The sequence below is a fragment of the Halanaerobium sp. ST460_2HS_T2 genome (genome assembly GCF_003337665.1).
In the GTDB taxonomy this organism is placed as follows: Bacteria; Bacillota; Halanaerobiia; order Halanaerobiales; family Halanaerobiaceae; genus Halanaerobium; species Halanaerobium kushneri.
The window spans coordinates 58,294-75,041 of the sequence record NZ_QPJF01000005.1; the positions used below are offsets into that span (position 1 = coordinate 58,294).

Sequence of the window (16,748 nt, forward strand, 5' to 3'; positions counted from 1 at the left end):
AAAATGAATAACAACTTTGTTAAAGGGAGCTGGCAGGAAATTCTTGACTGGGCCCAGAATAAATCGATAAATATGCTTCATTACTGTACCGGCTGTGGTGCTATTGAACTGCCGCCTACCATGACTTCTCGCTATGATATGAGTCGTTTTGGTATCGGTCCAGCAGCTACTCCGCGCCAGGCAGACTTACTATTAGTAACTGGCTACTTAAGCACCAAAACTCTAAGACGCTTAATCTATACCTATGAGCAGATGCAGGCGCCAAAATTTGTGGTCGGCTTTGGCTCCTGCACCATCAATGGTGGTATGTACTGGGATTCATATAATACAATCAAACAACTGGATAAATATCTGCCTGTTGAAATGTATATTGCAGGCTGTATGCCGAGACCGGAGGCTATTTTAGATGGTCTGCTTAAATTGAAGAAAATGATAGCAGACGGTGAGGCAGATGGCTACCAGCGCTATCAGGATAATTTAGAATACTACCATCAGAATCAGGAATCCGTTTTAGGGGAGGTGCAGAGAACACAGTGAGAAATGAAAAAGATCTCTTACAGTTAATGAATGCTCATTTTGAACCACTAAAACTGGAAATCAAACGCAAGCAAAATGTCTCTGTAGAATTTAAAAAAGAGGAACTTATTCAGGCCCTTTCCTTTTTAAAATCTCATTCCTACAGACATCTATCTACAATCAGCTGTGTTGACTGGCCTGAAGAGGGAGAATTCGAATTAGTCTATCATCTCTTTTCCTATGATGACCTGATCAATATCAGCCTAAAAACCAGAATTAAGCGTGATCCCGGCATTTTTCAGACCGCAAAGGAAATCTGGCCGGTGGCTGAATTTTACGAAAGAGATATCCACGATTTTTTTGGTGTCAAATTTAAGGGTAATGATAATTTAGAAGAATTAATTTTAGAGAACTGGCAGGAGATCCCTCCCATGCGCAAGGACTTTGATACCAGAAAATTTGTTAATGATAAATATGAATGGAGGGATTACAATGGACAAAAACACACAGACTGAAATATTTTTTGGACCCAATCACCCCGGAGTACCTGGAAATTACGGAATCAACTATGAATTTGAAGGAGATACAGTAACTTCTGCTCGGGCCAATGCAGGTCACCTGCACCGCGGTTTTGAAAAACTGATGGAAGAAAGAATATGGATTAAAAATACAGCCTTAGTTCCCCGGATTTGTGTTGAAGAACCGGATATCAACGAAATGGTTTATGCCATGGGCTTTGAAGCAATTGGAGAAATTGAAGTTCCCCGCCGGGCTGACTATATCCGTTCAATTATTCTGGAACTGGCAAGAATTCAGGGTCACATCTTCTCTATTGGAGGTAATGCAGCTGGAATCGGTCAGTACACAGTCATGCACTGGGGAACCCTTACCCGGGATTACCTTCTAGACATTTTTGAAGAAATTACTGGAGCCAGAGTCTACCACATCTATATTCGACCGGGTGGTGTTAGACAGGATATTGAAGATGAAACCTTAGATAAAATTCTCGATTTAATGGATGAACTTGAAAATGAACGCTTTCCTGACCTGCAGAAGGCACTTTTTGAAAATCCTAATGCTCAAAAAAGGTGGCAGGGCAAGGCTGTAATTACTAAAGACGAAGCAATTGAAATGGGAGCAACCGGACCTGTCTTAAGGGCCAATGGTGTTCCCCACGACCTCCGCAAAATGATGCCCTATGCAGCCTATGATGATGTTGAATTTGAAGTTCCAACAGGTGAAAATGGTGATGCCTGGGATAGAATAAAAATTGCCAGAGATGACATGCTTCAGAGTATAAAAATTATCAGACAGTTAATCAATAAGATCCCTGATGGACCTGTACAGGCTGATCTTGGAAATGGCTTAAAGTATAAGATTCCTAAAGGTGATGCCTATGTTAAAATCGAATCCAAGCGCGGTGAATACGGATATTATATGGTCTCTGACGGCAGCTTAAAACCATATCGAGTTCACGTTAGAGGAGCTTCTACTCCACTCGGCTTATATGGAGTTAGAGAATTTTTACCGGGTACTAGAATAGCTGATGTTCCAGTCTGGGCCAAAAGTCTCGGAATCTGTCCGCCAGAATTTGATCGTTAAAGCTGAACTTAAAAATTATAATTACTTTTTAGTGAATCTGTATCAGCTCAAATTGAAATTTATTTTATGAAAATTAACTTTAATTAATATAATCGAAGACTAATGAGGTGAAAAAATTGGCTAATGATAAAAAAAGCATCTTCTCTCCTGTAACAGCTTTTAAAAACTTAGTTAAAAAACCGGAAACTGTTCGCTATCCGGCAGAATCTAATGATGCAGCTAAAAGATACAGGGGTTTTCATATTAACGATTTAGAAGAATGTATAGGCTGTTCTACCTGCCAGGAAGTATGTGTCAATGATGCTATCTCAATGGTAGAAATGCTTGATGTACCAGCTGAGGAAGGCCAGCGCAATGAGAGGCCGCAGATTGATTACGGCCGCTGCTGCTGGTGTGGACTCTGTGTTGATGTCTGTACAACAGGTTCTTTAGAAATGAGCCGTGATTACAGCTATATTGATCTTGATCCTGATACATTTATAGTAACACCAGCTGAAAACGATATTAACCAGGTTGAGCATCCTCTGGGTTATTTAAGAGATCAAAGTTCAGATCTACTTGATTTAAAAAGAATTGAAATGGAAATGCTGGAGCCTGAAGAAAGAATTGATTCCTTTATAGAAATAGTTGAAGGTTTTTCGAAAGAGCAGGCAGAAAAAGAAGCTTCCCGCTGTGTGGAATGTGAAATCTGTACAGAAACCTGTCCGGCTAATATGAACATTCCGCAGTATATCAGGGGTATTTTTGATGATGATCTGGAAGAATCCCTGCAGCAGATTTATGAGGATAATCCGCTGCCTGAAGTATGTGGTCGGGTCTGCACTCATAAATGTGAGGGAGTCTGTGCTCTCAGCCATCGTGGTGAGGCAATCTCTATCCGCTGGCTGAAACGCTATGCAGTTGACAATGTTGATTCTGCAGAGTACAAGCAGGTTTTAGGAACAGAAAAAATTGAACAGAATAATAAAAAAGTTGCGGTTGTTGGTGCCGGACCGGCCGGCCTTTCTGCTGCTCACTACTTAAGTGTAATGGGTTATCAGATCACTGTTTATGAAAGCAAGGAAAAAGCCGGAGGTATGATGCGCTACGGTATTCCAGAATATCGTCTCCCTTATGATGCCCTGGATAAGGATATTGACTATATTGAAAGTCTGGGAGTAAACTTTGTCTTTAATACCAGAGTCGGTGAAGATATTGAACTTAAAGAATTACACGAAAACTATGATGCAGTATTTGCAGCTACCGGTCTCCATAACGGCCGCAGTACCAGAGTTCCCGGTACTGAAAACAATAATGTCTATCAGGCGGTAAACCTGCTGGCAGATATTGCCCGCGGTAAAGAAGTTCCTGTAACTAAAAGACTGGTAGTTATAGGTGGCGGTAATGTTGCAATGGATATTGCCCGCTCAATGGCCAGAATCCAAAAAGATAAGTACGGAGAAGTAGATATTACTGTTACTTCTCTGGAAACTGAGGATATTATGCCTGCTGACCAGGAAGAAATCGATGAAGCTCGGGAAGAAGGAATAGTCTTTAAACCCGGTCGGGGACCAAAAGAAATTGAAATTAATGAAGATGGTTCACTGGCCCACTTATGTACAAACTGCTGTGTTTCTGTTTTTGATGAAGATATGAATTTCAACCCCACTTATGATGACAGTGATATTGAAAATTATGAATGTGATATGGTAATCGAGGCTATCGGTCAGGGTGGTGATAACTCTTACATTGATGACCAGTTTGAAATTGAATATGCGGGCCCCAGAATTAAAATTAATGACTACAGCCAGACTTCAGTTAACTGGCTTTTTGCTGGTGGTGATATTGCCCGGGGGCCAGATGTAATCAATGCTATCAAAACCGGTCATGATGCTGCAGTTGGCATAGATAAATACTTAAATGATTCTTTAAAATAAAAGATATTTATTGCTAATCCATAAGTAATAAATCCAGCAGGAGGAAAAATTAATTAATTTTTCCTCCTCTTACAATAAACTAAAAAATTATTTGTTCCTACAAAATTTAACTCACTTTATATTCTGCAGTTGCTTTTCTTTTTCCAGGATTTATGCCAGTTTACTCAAATCAAATGGAGTTTCCTGATAGACATAATAATTTAACCAGTTAACAAATAAAAGATTGGCATGACTGCGCCAGCGCATCACTATTTCCTTTTCCGGATCATTATCTCTGTAATAATTTTTGGGTGGTGCAATTTTCATTCCTTTATTAATATCTCTTAGATATTCATCCTGCAAGCTTTCGCGATCATATTCCGAATGTCCTGTAGCAAATACCTGCCTGCCATTTTTACTGGCAACAAGATAAATACCTGATTCCTCTGATTCCGCCAGAATTTCAAGCTCAGATATTTTTTCAATATCCTTCTTTTTAATTTCTGTATGCCGGGAATGAGGAACATAAAACAAATCATCAAAACCACGCATCAGTTTAACATGTTTTTTAGTCTTATAATGTGGAAAAACTCCAAACATTTTTTCCTCTAAAGGATATTTGGGTACTCCATAGTGATAATAAAGTCCAGCCTGACTTCCCCAACAAATATGAAAAGTAGAAAAAACATGATGCAGACTCCAATCCATTATTTTTTGAAGCTCATCCCAGTAATCTACCTCTTCAAATTCCAGAGTTTCTACTGGAGCCCCGGTAATAATCATTCCATCATATTTATTGTTTTTTATTTCTTCAAAGGTGTTATAAAATTTAATTAGATGTTCTTCAGATGTATTTTTAGAATTGTGACTGGCCGGATGCATCAGATCAATATCAATCTGCAGAGGTGAATTACCTATCAGCCGCAAAATTTGAGTTTCTGTTTTTATTTTAGTCGGCATTAAATTTAAAATTAATATTTTTAGTGATCTAATATCCTGATGAGTTGCCCGGGATTCTTTCATCACAAATATATTTTCATTCTCAAGTGTCTCTACTGCTGGTAATTCATCCTGTATTTTAATTGGCATTTCTTCTCACTCCTAGCTTCTCAAAATCTTTTTAGAAATTTTTAATTTACAAGTTCGGAAAAAAGTTCCCCTATTCAATCACTGAGAAACTTTCTCCCGGCACTTAAAGACAAATATTTAATTTATACTTAACATTACTTTTCCGATGCTGCTAGAGCCTGATCGAGATCATTTTTAATATCTGCAATATCTTCAATTCCAATTGATAATCTGATTAATTCCGGCGAAATTCCTGTTTTCTTTAAATCTTCATCACTTAACTGCTGATGTGTAGTACTAGCTGGATGAATTGCCAGAGATTTTGCATCTCCAACATTGGCAAGATGTAAAAATAGTTCAAGCTGATTGATAAACTTCTCTGCTGCTTCTTTGCCACCTTTGATGCCAAATGCTACCATACCACCACTACCATTTTCTAAGTATTTTTTAGCATTATGATGTGTGTCATGACTTTCAAGCCCGGGATAACTAACCCAGTCAACTCTATTGTCAGCTGCTAAAAATTCTGCCACTGCCTGTGCATTTTGGGAATGACGCTCCATTCTTAAGCCTAATGTTTCCAGACCAGTAATTGTCAAAAAAGAATTGAAAGGACTGGGAGCACTGCCTAAATCTCTTAAAAGCTGTACTCTGGCTTTAATGATAAAAGCCGCTTCTCCAAATTCCTCCTGAAACTTAACTCCATGATAACTTGGATCCGGTTCCACCAACCCAGGAAATCTCCCTGTATCCCAGTCAAAATTACCACTATCAACAATAACACCACCAATAGAATTCCCATGACCGGCTATGTATTTAGTGGTCGAATGGATCACTATATCTGCTCCATATTCAAAGGGACGGCAGAGATAGGGGGAAGCAAAAGTATTATCAACTATCAACGGTACTCCTGCTTCGTGGGCAATTTCAGCAAGTCTCTCAAAATCAGGTACTGTTAGAGATGGGTTACCAATTGTTTCAACATAAAGAGCCTTTGTCTGTTCATTAATCTCCTTTTTGAAAGTTTCGGGGTCCTCAGAATCAACAAAAGAAACATCTATGCCCATATTCTTAAAGGTATGTTTAAAGAGATTATGGGTTCCGCCATAAATCGAACTGCCGCTGACAATATGATCTCCATTATTACAAATAGTTAAAAGGGCAATAACCTCTGCTGCCTGTCCTGAGGAAACTGCCAGAGCTCCTACTCCACCTTCTAGAGCAGCAATTCTTTTTTCCAGTACAGAATTAGTCGGATTTTGAATTCGAGTGTAAATATCACCGGCCTCTTTTAAAGCAAATAAATCTGCTGCATGGTCTGTGTCATCAAAAGTATAGGATGTTGTCTGATAAATTGGAACTGCTGCTGACTTTTTGTTCTGATCTGCCTCATAACCTGCATGTAATGCTAAAGTATCAAATTTGAATTTCATTTAATTTCCTCCTCTAATTTTCTCTTCTCTAATTAACAATAAATTTGAGTGATCACTCTACTTGCAGCCTGTAAATAAGTCTGTAAAAAATAAAAATCCCACTACCTAAAAGTAGGAGTGGGTAATTTACTTACTCCTTATCTCTCAGGAATCTTCCTGCTGGAATTAGCACCGGGCAGTAGCTAACTGCTGGTTGCCGGGTTTCAAAGGGCCAGTCCCTCCACCTCTCGCGATAAGTTTTATTGTTTTTTATAACTTTAACATAGATAAGTAATTCTGTCAAGAAATATTCTTTCTTTTGTTTTATTTAATACTAATCGGTAATTTCCCGCGGGCACTGATTTCTCCTTTTATCAAATCAACAGCAGCTTTCTGGCTGGCCGGACTGTAATCATAGGTTGTAATAAATGCCTGAGTTTGATTCAGATATTTATAATCATAGGGGTTACGAAGAGCAAGAACTAAAACATCATATTTTACAGCTAATTTTTCTGCAATTCTGGCCTGGTCTCTGTTTACTGCAGCATTATAGGTGCAGACAATAACTAAATCACTGTCAATTATTTTATTATTATTAACAGTAATCGTTTGTCCCTCTTGTAAAGTTATATTTTCTACCTTATTTAATTCTTCCTGTAAATATTTAAAAAACAAATTTCTTTTTTTATCGTCATCTTCAGCTAAAGAAACTCGCCCCATTTCAAAGTCAATTACACTGATCTTTTTTGATTCAATATTTTTTAGAGGCAGAACTCCTTCATTTTTAACCACTGTTACTGCATTTTCTGCAATTTCTCTGGCAATTTTTTGATGAGCTGCAAAATTAATTTTATTTTCATCTGCTTCTTTAAGCTCTGCCAGACTGATTCTCTTACCCTTTAGGCTTAAAATTCTCTTTAAAGACTGATTTATTCTCTCTTCGCTAATTCTTCCGTTTTTTACTGCTTTAATCACAGCATTAATTGCCTTTTTTTGTTTTTGGTAACTGTGAGATACTAAAACAGTATCACTCCCAGCTTCTATTGTTTTGACAGCTCCTTCTACAGTACCAAAAGTATTGACTATTGCATTCATTTCCATACAATCAGTAATAATTAAACCTTTAAAATTAAGTTCTTCCCTCAATAAATCAGTTAAAACAGCCTTAGAAAGAGTTGCCGGTATTCCTTTCTCCTTTTCGATTGTCGGAAAATATATATGGGCTGTCATTATACTGTCTACCCCGGCCTCAATTGCCTTTTTAAAAGGATAAAGCTCTACCCCTTCCAGACGACTGCGGGAATGTCTGATTACAGGTAAATCCAGATGAGAATCAACTGCTGTATCTCCATGGCCTGGAAAATGTTTAGCTGTTGCAATAACTCCTTTTGACTGCAGCCCTTTAATATAGGAAGTTCCCAGTTCAGCAACTAATTTAGGATCTTCTCCAAACGAACGAACTCCGATCACTGGATTATCAGGATTATTGTTCACATCAAGATCAGGAGCCAGGTTAACATTAATCCCTAAATTTTTTAGCTCATCACCTACAGCTTCGCCAGCTAAATAAGCAAATTCTTTATTATTAGCAGCACCAAGAGCCATATTCCCGGGGAAATGCGTGGCTCCTTTTAATCTAGTAACTGTACCACCTTCCTGATCTGCCGAAATAAAAAGCGGCAGCTTTGCCCCGGAGTTTACTGCCAGTTCCTGCAGCTGATTTGAAAGTTCTGCAGTCTGAGCTGGGTTCTCTATATTTCTGCTGAAATAAATCACTCCACCAATATGATAATTTTCAATCATATCTTTTATTTCTGAATCAACCTGCGGTCCTGAAAATCCTATCTGAAAAAGCTGTCCCACCTTTTCTTCCAGAGACATCTCTGCAATTTTAGAATTCATTAAAAAATCTCCTCCTAATTTTAAGAAATTAAAAATATCGAATTCCTGTTCCTGACTTACTGCTGAAGTAGTAAGAGATGAAAATAATATTATAAATAATAAAATTGTTGATAAAATAATTTTATTTCTCATTTGTAGTTCCTTTCTTCCCTTACTTTATTTTAAACTGCTCAACACTTTCCCTGGTATTTCTTAAGTAATCGCTTATTTTACTAAAATCATTTTTGGCAAAAGCAACAAATAGGATGTCTACAGCGGTCAACTGAGCTATTCTCGAGGTGATTGCTCCCAACCTAAGATTTTTTTCACTTCCCGCAACCTGAAGTTTGATGTCTGCTATTTCATTTAATGGATTTTCTCCATATTTACTAATAGATATAGTTTTTGCTCCCCGCTTCTTGGCAGTTTTTAATGCCTCATATACTTCGATAGATTGACCACTATATGAGATAGCTATAGCTAAATCGCTACTTTCAATATTAGCAGCCGAAGACAATTGAGCATGAGTATCTGCATAATAAATAACTGTTTTTTTGACCCGCATTAATTTATACTGTAAATCTTTTGCGACCAGACCGGAAGCACCAATTCCAAAAATATAAATATTATTTGCATTTTCTATTGCTTTTACTGCTTTTTCAATTTCCTTTACTGAAAGTAAGTTAATGGTATTTTTAATTACTTTATAATTATCATGAGCTATTTTTTCCATTATTTCTTCAACCTGGTCATCTACAGCTATATCATCATAAACTTTTACTTTATCATTATTTTCAGTCTCCTGTAAATCTTTAATTAATGCTATTTTAAAGTCTTGATAGCCCTTGTAATTAATTTTTTTACAGAACCTAACTACTGAAGCCGGACTGCTATCTGCCGCCTGGGCAAGTTGATTAACTGATAATTGGGTTACTTTTTCTTTGTTTTTTAAGATATAATTTGCAATTTTTTCCTCAGTAGTGGTAAAATCATTAAACATCTCTTTAATCTTTAATATTACCTTCATTATTCCTCACCTTTAAGTTTAAATTTAAATTTATCTCCTTCTTTTATTTTTTCAATAATCAGGGCGGCTTTTCCTGCATCTGCAACAACATTAATTTTTTTATCAGCAGGATATTCTTTTTTTAGAATCTGTAAATCACCTTCATACCTTTGATATAAATAGTTATCAATTGTAACTGCATATTTAAATCTTTTAATATTATTATGAGCTTTAATTTTCTCCTTTTTATTTTTTCTGGCTGTTTCAGATCTAATAATATATTCTCCAGGATCCTGTCGGTTTTTATGTTCTAAATTTAGCAACCTCATTTCCTCTTTACTGAGACTGCCAATGATATCGAGAGGGATAATTGTCACTTCGCTGTTAATCAAACTAAAATTCTTTAATTCTTCTTTAGACGCTCTGCTATCACCTATATATATTTTGTCAATTCCCAACTTTAATAAATCCTGTCCTGCTATAAGTGGAGTTAAAAAACGATGCTTTTCCAGAGTAGGAAGTCCGGCTTTTATCGGAGGCCTCTTTTTATGATTAGAAGCTACAAAAGCTCCAACTTTAATGTCATATTTTTTTAAAAGATTATTCTTTTTTAATATTAATTCTTCAGATAAACCCGTTTCTTTCCTGGGATAAAAATTATGACAGGCCTCAAAGTTTTCAGGATTACCTCCCTGAGATATTATTGTTTTTAAATCAGAGTCTGTCAGAGTACTGGCATTAAGATTAATTCGGTAATCACTATTTTGACTTAGTTCAGCAATTTCCTGATTGTTAAAACCAAAATCTAATCTCAATGCATCAAATTTAAATTCACTTAAATCCAGATTATTATAATATTTTTTTGAAATATCTGCAGTTAAATTAAAGTCAAGGCGATTGATAGCTGAAATTAATTCTTTAGCTTCCTTTAAAAAATTATTATTTACCTCGGGAATGTGTAAAGAAAGAAAAATATTTTTAATTCCTAATTTTTTAGCCTCTTCTAGATAATTAATATTTTCCTCTAAACTTAAATCTAAACCTGCATAAACTGAAATACCTAACATATTTTTATGCTCCTTTTATTAAAGATAAAAAATAAAATAATGAAAAGCTCCCCGCTAATAAGGGGAGCCATAAGCTAAATTATTACTTTAACTGAGCAACCTCTTCGTCATTAATAAAGAAATGAGTAACTACAAAGCCACCAATATAGGCAATTACAAGCCCCATGAAATAACTGAACATTGAACCAGGTTTCATTAGAGGGATTGCTGTAATACCTGAAGGCCCCCAGGCACCTGCCATTACATTCTGTAACATAACAAACGCTCCACCAAAACCAGCTCCCAGACCAGCTGTAATAAACGGCTTACCAAGAGGTAAAGTTACACCATAAATTAATGGCTCACCAATCCCCAGTATCCCTGCCGGTAAAGCACCAGAAATAATCTGCTTTAGTTTTTTATTATCTGTCTTTTTTGCTTTAAGATAAATAGCAATCGCTGCTCCAACCTGACCGGCACCAGCCATTGCCAGTACTGGAAATAATGAAACACCACCCATATTTTCAAGCTGAATAGCATACAGAGGTATTAATCCGTGATGAAGACCAAGTAAAACCATTGGTAAAAATACTGCAGCAAGTACATAACCAGAAATCACACTGACAAATGGATTTTGAGAAGCTACAAGAAGAGTTAATCCTCCCACCAACCAGTCAGAAATAACTCCCGATAAAGGCATAATAATAAAAATCATTGCCAGAGCCATAATGAGCATCGATACAACTGGAGTTACAATTAAGTCTAAAACATCCGGAATCATTTTTCTGACCTTTTTTTCTATTAATGAAAGAATATATACTCCAATGATAACTCCAATTATTCCCCCTTTTCCGGTTGTTAAAATTGAATTAAGCGGTACTTCTGTGTCATACATTCCAAAAATTTGAGAAATATTAGTAATCTGCCCCATTACTGTTAGAGCTCCTACCATACCGCCAAGACCCTCAGTTGCTCCAAACTGTTTGGCAGCATTAATACCCGTAAAAATCGCTAAATAACCGAGGAACGATCCACCAAGTAAAGATAAAAGCAGCTGAATAAAGTTCCAAAAATCAGTAGTAGCTAAACTTCCTGTATTCTGTAAATTTGTAATCAAACCAGCAAATCCATTAAAAATACCGGCTGCTATAATAGCAGGAATCAGAGGGATGAAAATTTTACCTATAGTTTTTAAAGCTCTTTTAAACTTACTCTGTTTTTGCCCTCCTTTTATAGCAGCTTTATTTTTTTCCCAATCTTCTCCAACCTCTAAATTAGATGAAATTTTATAATCTCTCTTTAAAATATCCAGACATTTTTTGGCTTTTCCAGGCCCCACAACTATTTGCAGAGTTTCATCTTCAACAACACCCATAACCCCTTCCACAGATTTTAATTCCTTAACATCAACGACAGAGTCATCTTTGAGATCAACTCGCAATCTTGTCATACAGTTTGTAGCTGCAGCTATGTTCTCTTTTCCACCCAATTTTTGTACAATTTTTTTAACCAACTCTTGATTATTCATTGTACTCCTCCTTGTGTAATAATATTAAAAACACTAATTCTTATAGTTTAACTCAATGTTTATTATGTTGAATTGCATCAGCTAAATGTCCCTCATACTTTTCTAATTCTTTTTTTGCCTCTTCTTTTTCAAGTCCTGTATTAAGCATCATAATCGCCAACTTGACATTATAATCTGTTTTTTCCAAATAATTTTCTGCTTTTTTATAACTCACCTCACTTACTGCCATAATCATATTTTTAGCTCTTTCAGCCAGTTTATTATTTTTCACCTGAAGATCAACCATATAATTTTTATAAACTTTACCTAATTTTATCATTGTAGCTGTGCTTAACATATTTAAAACCATCTTCTGAGCAGTACCTGCTTTCATACGAGTCGAACCAGTTACAACTTCAGCTCCTACAACTGGTGCTATAGAAATTTCTGCAATTTCTGCTATTTTTGAACCAGGATTACAGCTTAAAGCAGCAGTTTTAGCTCCCAGAGAACGAGCATATTCCAGACCACCAATTACATAAGGAGTACTGCCACTTGCAGCAATTCCTACTAAAAAATCTTTTTTACCAAAGTCAATCTCCTGAAGATGATCTACAGCTTCTTCCTTGCTGTCTTCAGCATTTTCGATTGAATTTCTAATTGCTTTCTCTCCTCCAGCAATTAAACCCTGAACTAATTTACTGCTTACTCCATAGGTTGGAGGACATTCTGATGCATCCAAAATCCCCAATCTTCCACTTGTACCTGCACCCATATAAATTAGTCTACCACCATTTTTTAATGCCCGGGCAATCAAATCAACTGCAGCAGCTATATTATTTTTTTCTTTTTCTACTGCTGCTGCCACTTTTTTGTCTTCATTATTGATGATTTCTATCATCTTTTCTGTACTGACTCGATCAATATTTTGGGAGTTCTCATTAACTGATTCTGTAACCAGTTCTCCTAAATTATTATTCATCTTTAAACCTCCATTCAAAATTTTCTTTCTTTTCTTAATAAGAGTTTAACACTTTTGAAAATATATTTCAAGTAATTTTATATTTTATGAAAATATATTTCAAAAATATTTATTTTAAGCTCTTATTAAATGCTAAAACCCCCTATTAATTAAAAATAGAAGGTTTTAGACGATTATTTATTATTGATAAATTAAAAGGCTTGTTAGTCAGTTACTAATAATTTATTTGTAGAATAAAACTGAATATTTCAGATAAAGCTTTTACCACTTTCTGGTGCCTTTACCCCCAGATAATCTGCAATAGTAGCAGCAATATCAGCCAAACTTTTTCTAGGTTTCAACTCTTCAACTGATATATTTTTTTGATACACCAGTAAGGGGACATTTTCCCTGGTATGATGACTGTGACCAACATTAGGATCATTACCATGATCAGCTGTAATAATAAAAAGATCATCTTCTCTTAAACTTGCTATTATCTGAGGCAGTTTTTGATCAACCATTTCCAGAACTTTAGCAAATTTCTTATCTGACTGCTGATGACCTGCAAGGTCAGTTTCCTGGACATTAACGGCTATCAGGCCAGAATCAGACTCATCCATTTCCTCTTGCATTAGTTCCAGTACTTTTTCAGTTGCTACTGCTGGCAACATTTTCTTTGCTTTCGGACAATAAATTACATCCTGAACCTTACCAATCAGCCGTACATCTATACCTTCTTCTGCCAGAATTGTAGTTATTTGTTTATTATAATCAATCCCATATCCCAGATGAAGAACTCGATAACCCTCACCATAAACTCCCGAGGCCGTAGAATTTACACCTGTAATTTCAGAATTAGCATTTTCAATACTTTCTAATATCTGCCTTAGATCAGTATTCTTTCCTCCTAGAGCAATTACTCGACTGACCTTAACAGTTTCTCTAACTATTTTCCCTATTTTAAGTATCTCCTTAAAATCAATTTCTTCTAGAGAAGCACTAACATTATAGATTTGCCCGTAATCTGCTTCAATATTATCGGCAACAACTACTTTCTGATTAACCAGCAGGTAAGGATGGTCTGGCTCAGGTATTTTAACCTGGTACCCCTTTTTTTCGAGTGCATACTTTACTTTTTTATGTACTTCTCTAAATGGTTGTATTTTAGGATGAGTTGGACTGGAACCCATTATTTCTTGATGTCCCATAAAAGTATCGGCACCATCATAACTTAAAGCAGCATAAGTATAAGCCGCCTTAAGATTTTCGATTTCAAATTCTGTATTACCTCTATTATAAGTACTTTCTAAATTGTTTTTCTGTATTTTTGAACTTTTTGAAGTTAAATGACTCAAATTATGGGCAGCCTGCAGTCCAAACTGGTTAAGATTATTTAAGTTTAAATCCTGATTATTTTTTAATACAGTTCCCAGGGTATCAGCAGTCTGATCCTGCAAACGCTGCTGAGCTTCTAGATCATCCATTGCTCCAATCCCAAGTCCATCTAGAATTAATAATATTACTCGCTTCAAAATCTGAGACCTCCTTTTTTGTCTATTAACCGGCCCTGACTGCTATATATTCCCTGCAGTTTTAACTTACCATGCTGGATTCCACTAATAACAGCAACCCGGGATCTGGTTACAAAAATCTGAGTTCTAAAAGCATAAAGAACAGTATCTCCCACTTTTAATTTTTGGTCTATATTTTCCAATGAGGCATAATAGTCAATCATATCTGCTTCCGGTTGAGAAGCGGGATAAATCCGCCGGCTGTTTTGATCACTAGTGGAAGCAACCAGAGCATTTTTGAGATGAGAACGACTGTAAAAACCACCACCAAAAGTATAAGCCTGACTTTTTTTAATATGAGATACTTCTGATATATATATCATTGCTGGTTTTTCGCCATCATCATGATAGGCATGATAGGGAGTAGTTCCAGTCAACGCATGACCTGGTTCTCCATGAGTTGCTCCAGCATCAGCCAGTATTGGAATTGTCCTCTGACAGCTGACACTTGGCGTATTTAACTGCTCAATTGTCAGCCCATATTTATCATTTAAAATTTTTGCTGTCTTAATTACCAACTCTAAGTTAGGAGTCGTTTCAATTTTTTGCTTCTTATAATTAAATAAAAGACAGGGAAAGGCTGTCACTCCTTTAATTTCAACACCTTCCAATTCTATTAAACGAGGAATATACTTCTCTAAATTTTTAAGATCAAACCCCCCCACTTGACCTTTATAGTTAAAAGAATTCTCACTATAAATTCTGATCATTATTGGTTGTACTCTATTCTGCCTCAGGGCAATTTTGGAAATCTGTTCTGCTTTCTGCAGACTGTAAACAGTCATAATCTCTGGCTCATAAGCTATCATTTCTTCCAGCATAGAAGTTGGAACCTGAACTAAATGTCCTACATTGCCAAGCTGAATTCCTGCTTGCGCTAGAGTTCTGGCCTCCCAGGGATCAACTGCTACTGCTTTTTTGATACCTGCTTCTACTACTGCCTGAGCTGCCAGAGGGTTTCTTCCCAGCTGCTTACTCATAAAATAAAGCTTCAAATTATTCTCTGCTGCTGTCTCTGCCATTAAGGCTGAATTAGCCTGGATCTGATCTAAATCTAATATATATGTATCTGGTTCTAAAATATTATTTTGATGTAAATACAATGCTTTTTCTATTAATTCTGGATTTCTTTTCTGCATTTTTTCTAAAAACATAATTATACCTACCTTTTTAAAGAGGATATGGTTTGATTAATAATTCTAATTATGGTATCAGCACCTGCTCGCATCGGATTAATCCGTACCATAAATTTTTCGGCTTCTGGATTCTGTTTTCGAAAAGTTCCTGAAATTCTATAAAACATAGCTCCAATCTCATAGCGAGATTCTGAACCAACTGGATAGGGAACTCCACCCTGCTCATTAACTGCTTCTAGAAATTTTTTGGCTATTGGTTTGTCAAATTCTAGAATTACAACTTTTGACTGAGCATTTGCAATAAAAGCGTTTTTAACAGCAGCCACTTCTCCCTGCTGCAGTCGCTGATTAAGTTCTTCTACAGTCTGAGCCTGTACAGCAAGACTAACAGGTGTATTGACCAGTGAACGCAGTGCTGCTAAAGCTTCAGTTCCCTGGACCTGACTGCCACCTGAATAATTAATGGATTCAACTTTATCAAGATATTTTTTGCTACCGACAAGCAGTCCAATCCCTGGAGGGCCCTGCAGTTTAAATAATGAAAATGTGCTTAAATCAGCACCAGCTTCTACTCCGATCTGATCGACCTTCATTGCAGCATAATTATCATCTGTAATAACAGGAGTATCCGGGTATTTAGTCTTTATAATTTCTATAACTTTAGCAAAATCATAACTGTCATCTATTTTCTGCCTACTATGCTGAACTAATACAGCGGTAAAATCTTTGTCCGGCAGCAGTTTTTGATCAGCTATTTTATTTAAACTGTTAAAATCAAATTTGGTTATCTTTAAATCCATACTTTTAAATGTAACTTCTGTTGTTGGATAAATCGGAGCCTGATGAATTAAAACTTCAGCCCCAACCTCCAGATTGGCATTAAAAAAAGAACGAATCGCACCAGTTCCAGCCCCTCTAACTAAGAGTGCTCTTTCGGCAGCAAAAAAATCTGCCAGTACATTTTCAACCTTAGCTGTAAAACGTGGTTTTTTAAATTCTGGATCAAGCCCATAATCTCCCCCATTTAAAAGTTCTCTGCCCTTAAATTCACGCTGAATTGAATCTACCAGTTTATATTGTAATTTGATTGCTTCAGCGATACTTAGTGATTTAAGAGGATATATCTGCATATTAAAACCTCCCT

The 16,748-nt window shown here is 36.3% G+C and carries 14 protein-coding genes and 1 riboswitch; of the genes, 4 read left to right on the forward strand and 10 right to left on the reverse strand.

Features of this window, described 5'->3' with window-relative positions:
- The first annotated feature begins 3 nt into the window (after window positions 1-3).
- From DFR80_RS03585 to DFR80_RS03600, 4 genes are all read left to right on the forward strand, one after another.
- Window positions 4-537 (forward strand): NADH-quinone oxidoreductase subunit B family protein, encoded by a 534-nt coding sequence (locus DFR80_RS03585; protein ID WP_114489228.1) that lies wholly within the window; start codon window positions 4-6, stop codon window positions 535-537.
- Entirely contained in the window at window positions 534-1,031 is a 498-nt protein-coding gene (locus DFR80_RS03590) for an NADH-quinone oxidoreductase subunit C (RefSeq protein WP_084566052.1), read from the forward strand. The genes DFR80_RS03585 and DFR80_RS03590 overlap by 4 nt, the downstream gene beginning before the upstream one ends.
- The gene (locus DFR80_RS03595) at window positions 1,009-2,118 is read left to right on the forward strand and encodes an NADH-quinone oxidoreductase subunit D (protein ID WP_114489229.1); all 1,110 of its coding nucleotides are present in this window, start codon (window positions 1,009-1,011) and stop codon (window positions 2,116-2,118) included. Before DFR80_RS03590 ends, DFR80_RS03595 begins: the two co-directional genes overlap by 23 nt.
- A 107-nt stretch (window positions 2,119-2,225) precedes the next feature.
- Window positions 2,226-4,034, forward strand: coding sequence for an FAD-dependent oxidoreductase (locus tag DFR80_RS03600; RefSeq protein WP_114489230.1), 1,809 nt, complete (start codon window positions 2,226-2,228; stop codon window positions 4,032-4,034).
- Between the two features lie 150 nt (window positions 4,035-4,184).
- Here DFR80_RS03600 and metA read toward each other — a convergent pair whose 3' ends face one another.
- The 10 genes from metA to DFR80_RS03650 all read right to left on the reverse strand — a co-directional run bounded on the left by metA (window position 4,185) and on the right by DFR80_RS03650 (window position 16,734).
- On the reverse strand, window positions 4,185-5,102 hold the full coding sequence (gene metA, locus DFR80_RS03605; protein WP_076543711.1) for a homoserine O-succinyltransferase: 918 nt from the start codon (window positions 5,100-5,102) through the stop codon (window positions 4,185-4,187).
- A 134-nt stretch (window positions 5,103-5,236) separates the two neighbouring features.
- On the reverse strand, window positions 5,237-6,514 hold the full coding sequence (locus DFR80_RS03610; RefSeq protein WP_114489231.1) for an O-acetylhomoserine aminocarboxypropyltransferase/cysteine synthase family protein: 1,278 nt from the start codon (window positions 6,512-6,514) through the stop codon (window positions 5,237-5,239).
- 134 nt (window positions 6,515-6,648) lie between these two features.
- A riboswitch (SAM riboswitch) is annotated at window positions 6,649-6,753 on the reverse strand.
- A gap of 64 nt (window positions 6,754-6,817) precedes the next feature.
- The gene (gene nagZ, locus DFR80_RS03615; RefSeq protein WP_199505771.1) at window positions 6,818-8,527 is read right to left on the reverse strand and encodes a beta-N-acetylhexosaminidase; all 1,710 of its coding nucleotides are present in this window, start codon (window positions 8,525-8,527) and stop codon (window positions 6,818-6,820) included.
- A 19-nt stretch (window positions 8,528-8,546) separates the two neighbouring features.
- On the reverse strand, window positions 8,547-9,401 hold the full coding sequence (locus tag DFR80_RS03620) for a MurR/RpiR family transcriptional regulator (protein WP_076543713.1): 855 nt from the start codon (window positions 9,399-9,401) through the stop codon (window positions 8,547-8,549).
- Window positions 9,401-10,447 carry a MupG family TIM beta-alpha barrel fold protein gene (locus DFR80_RS03625; protein WP_114489232.1) on the reverse strand — a complete coding sequence of 349 codons (1,047 nt, stop codon included), beginning with the start codon at window positions 10,445-10,447 and terminating at the stop codon, window positions 9,401-9,403. Before DFR80_RS03625 ends, DFR80_RS03620 begins: the two co-directional genes overlap by 1 nt.
- Before the next feature lie 82 nt (window positions 10,448-10,529).
- Window positions 10,530-11,954, reverse strand: coding sequence for a PTS transporter subunit EIIC (locus DFR80_RS03630; protein ID WP_114489233.1), 1,425 nt, complete (start codon window positions 11,952-11,954; stop codon window positions 10,530-10,532).
- 52 nt (window positions 11,955-12,006) lie between these two features.
- Window positions 12,007-12,915: an N-acetylmuramic acid 6-phosphate etherase gene (gene murQ / locus DFR80_RS03635; RefSeq protein ID WP_076543716.1), complete on the reverse strand. Its 909-nt coding sequence runs from the start codon at window positions 12,913-12,915 to the stop codon at window positions 12,007-12,009.
- A 248-nt stretch (window positions 12,916-13,163) separates the two neighbouring features.
- The gene (locus tag DFR80_RS03640) at window positions 13,164-14,429 is read right to left on the reverse strand and encodes a phosphopentomutase (RefSeq protein ID WP_076543717.1); all 1,266 of its coding nucleotides are present in this window, start codon (window positions 14,427-14,429) and stop codon (window positions 13,164-13,166) included.
- Complete coding sequence (locus DFR80_RS03645; protein ID WP_114489234.1) at window positions 14,426-15,622, reverse strand: YhfX family PLP-dependent enzyme; 1,197 nt, start codon at window positions 15,620-15,622, stop codon at window positions 14,426-14,428. The genes DFR80_RS03640 and DFR80_RS03645 overlap by 4 nt, the downstream gene beginning before the upstream one ends.
- Before the next feature lie 8 nt (window positions 15,623-15,630).
- Window positions 15,631-16,734: an aminotransferase class V-fold PLP-dependent enzyme gene (locus tag DFR80_RS03650; protein ID WP_114489235.1), complete on the reverse strand. Its 1,104-nt coding sequence runs from the start codon at window positions 16,732-16,734 to the stop codon at window positions 15,631-15,633.
- Window positions 16,735-16,748: the final 14 nt, after the last annotated feature.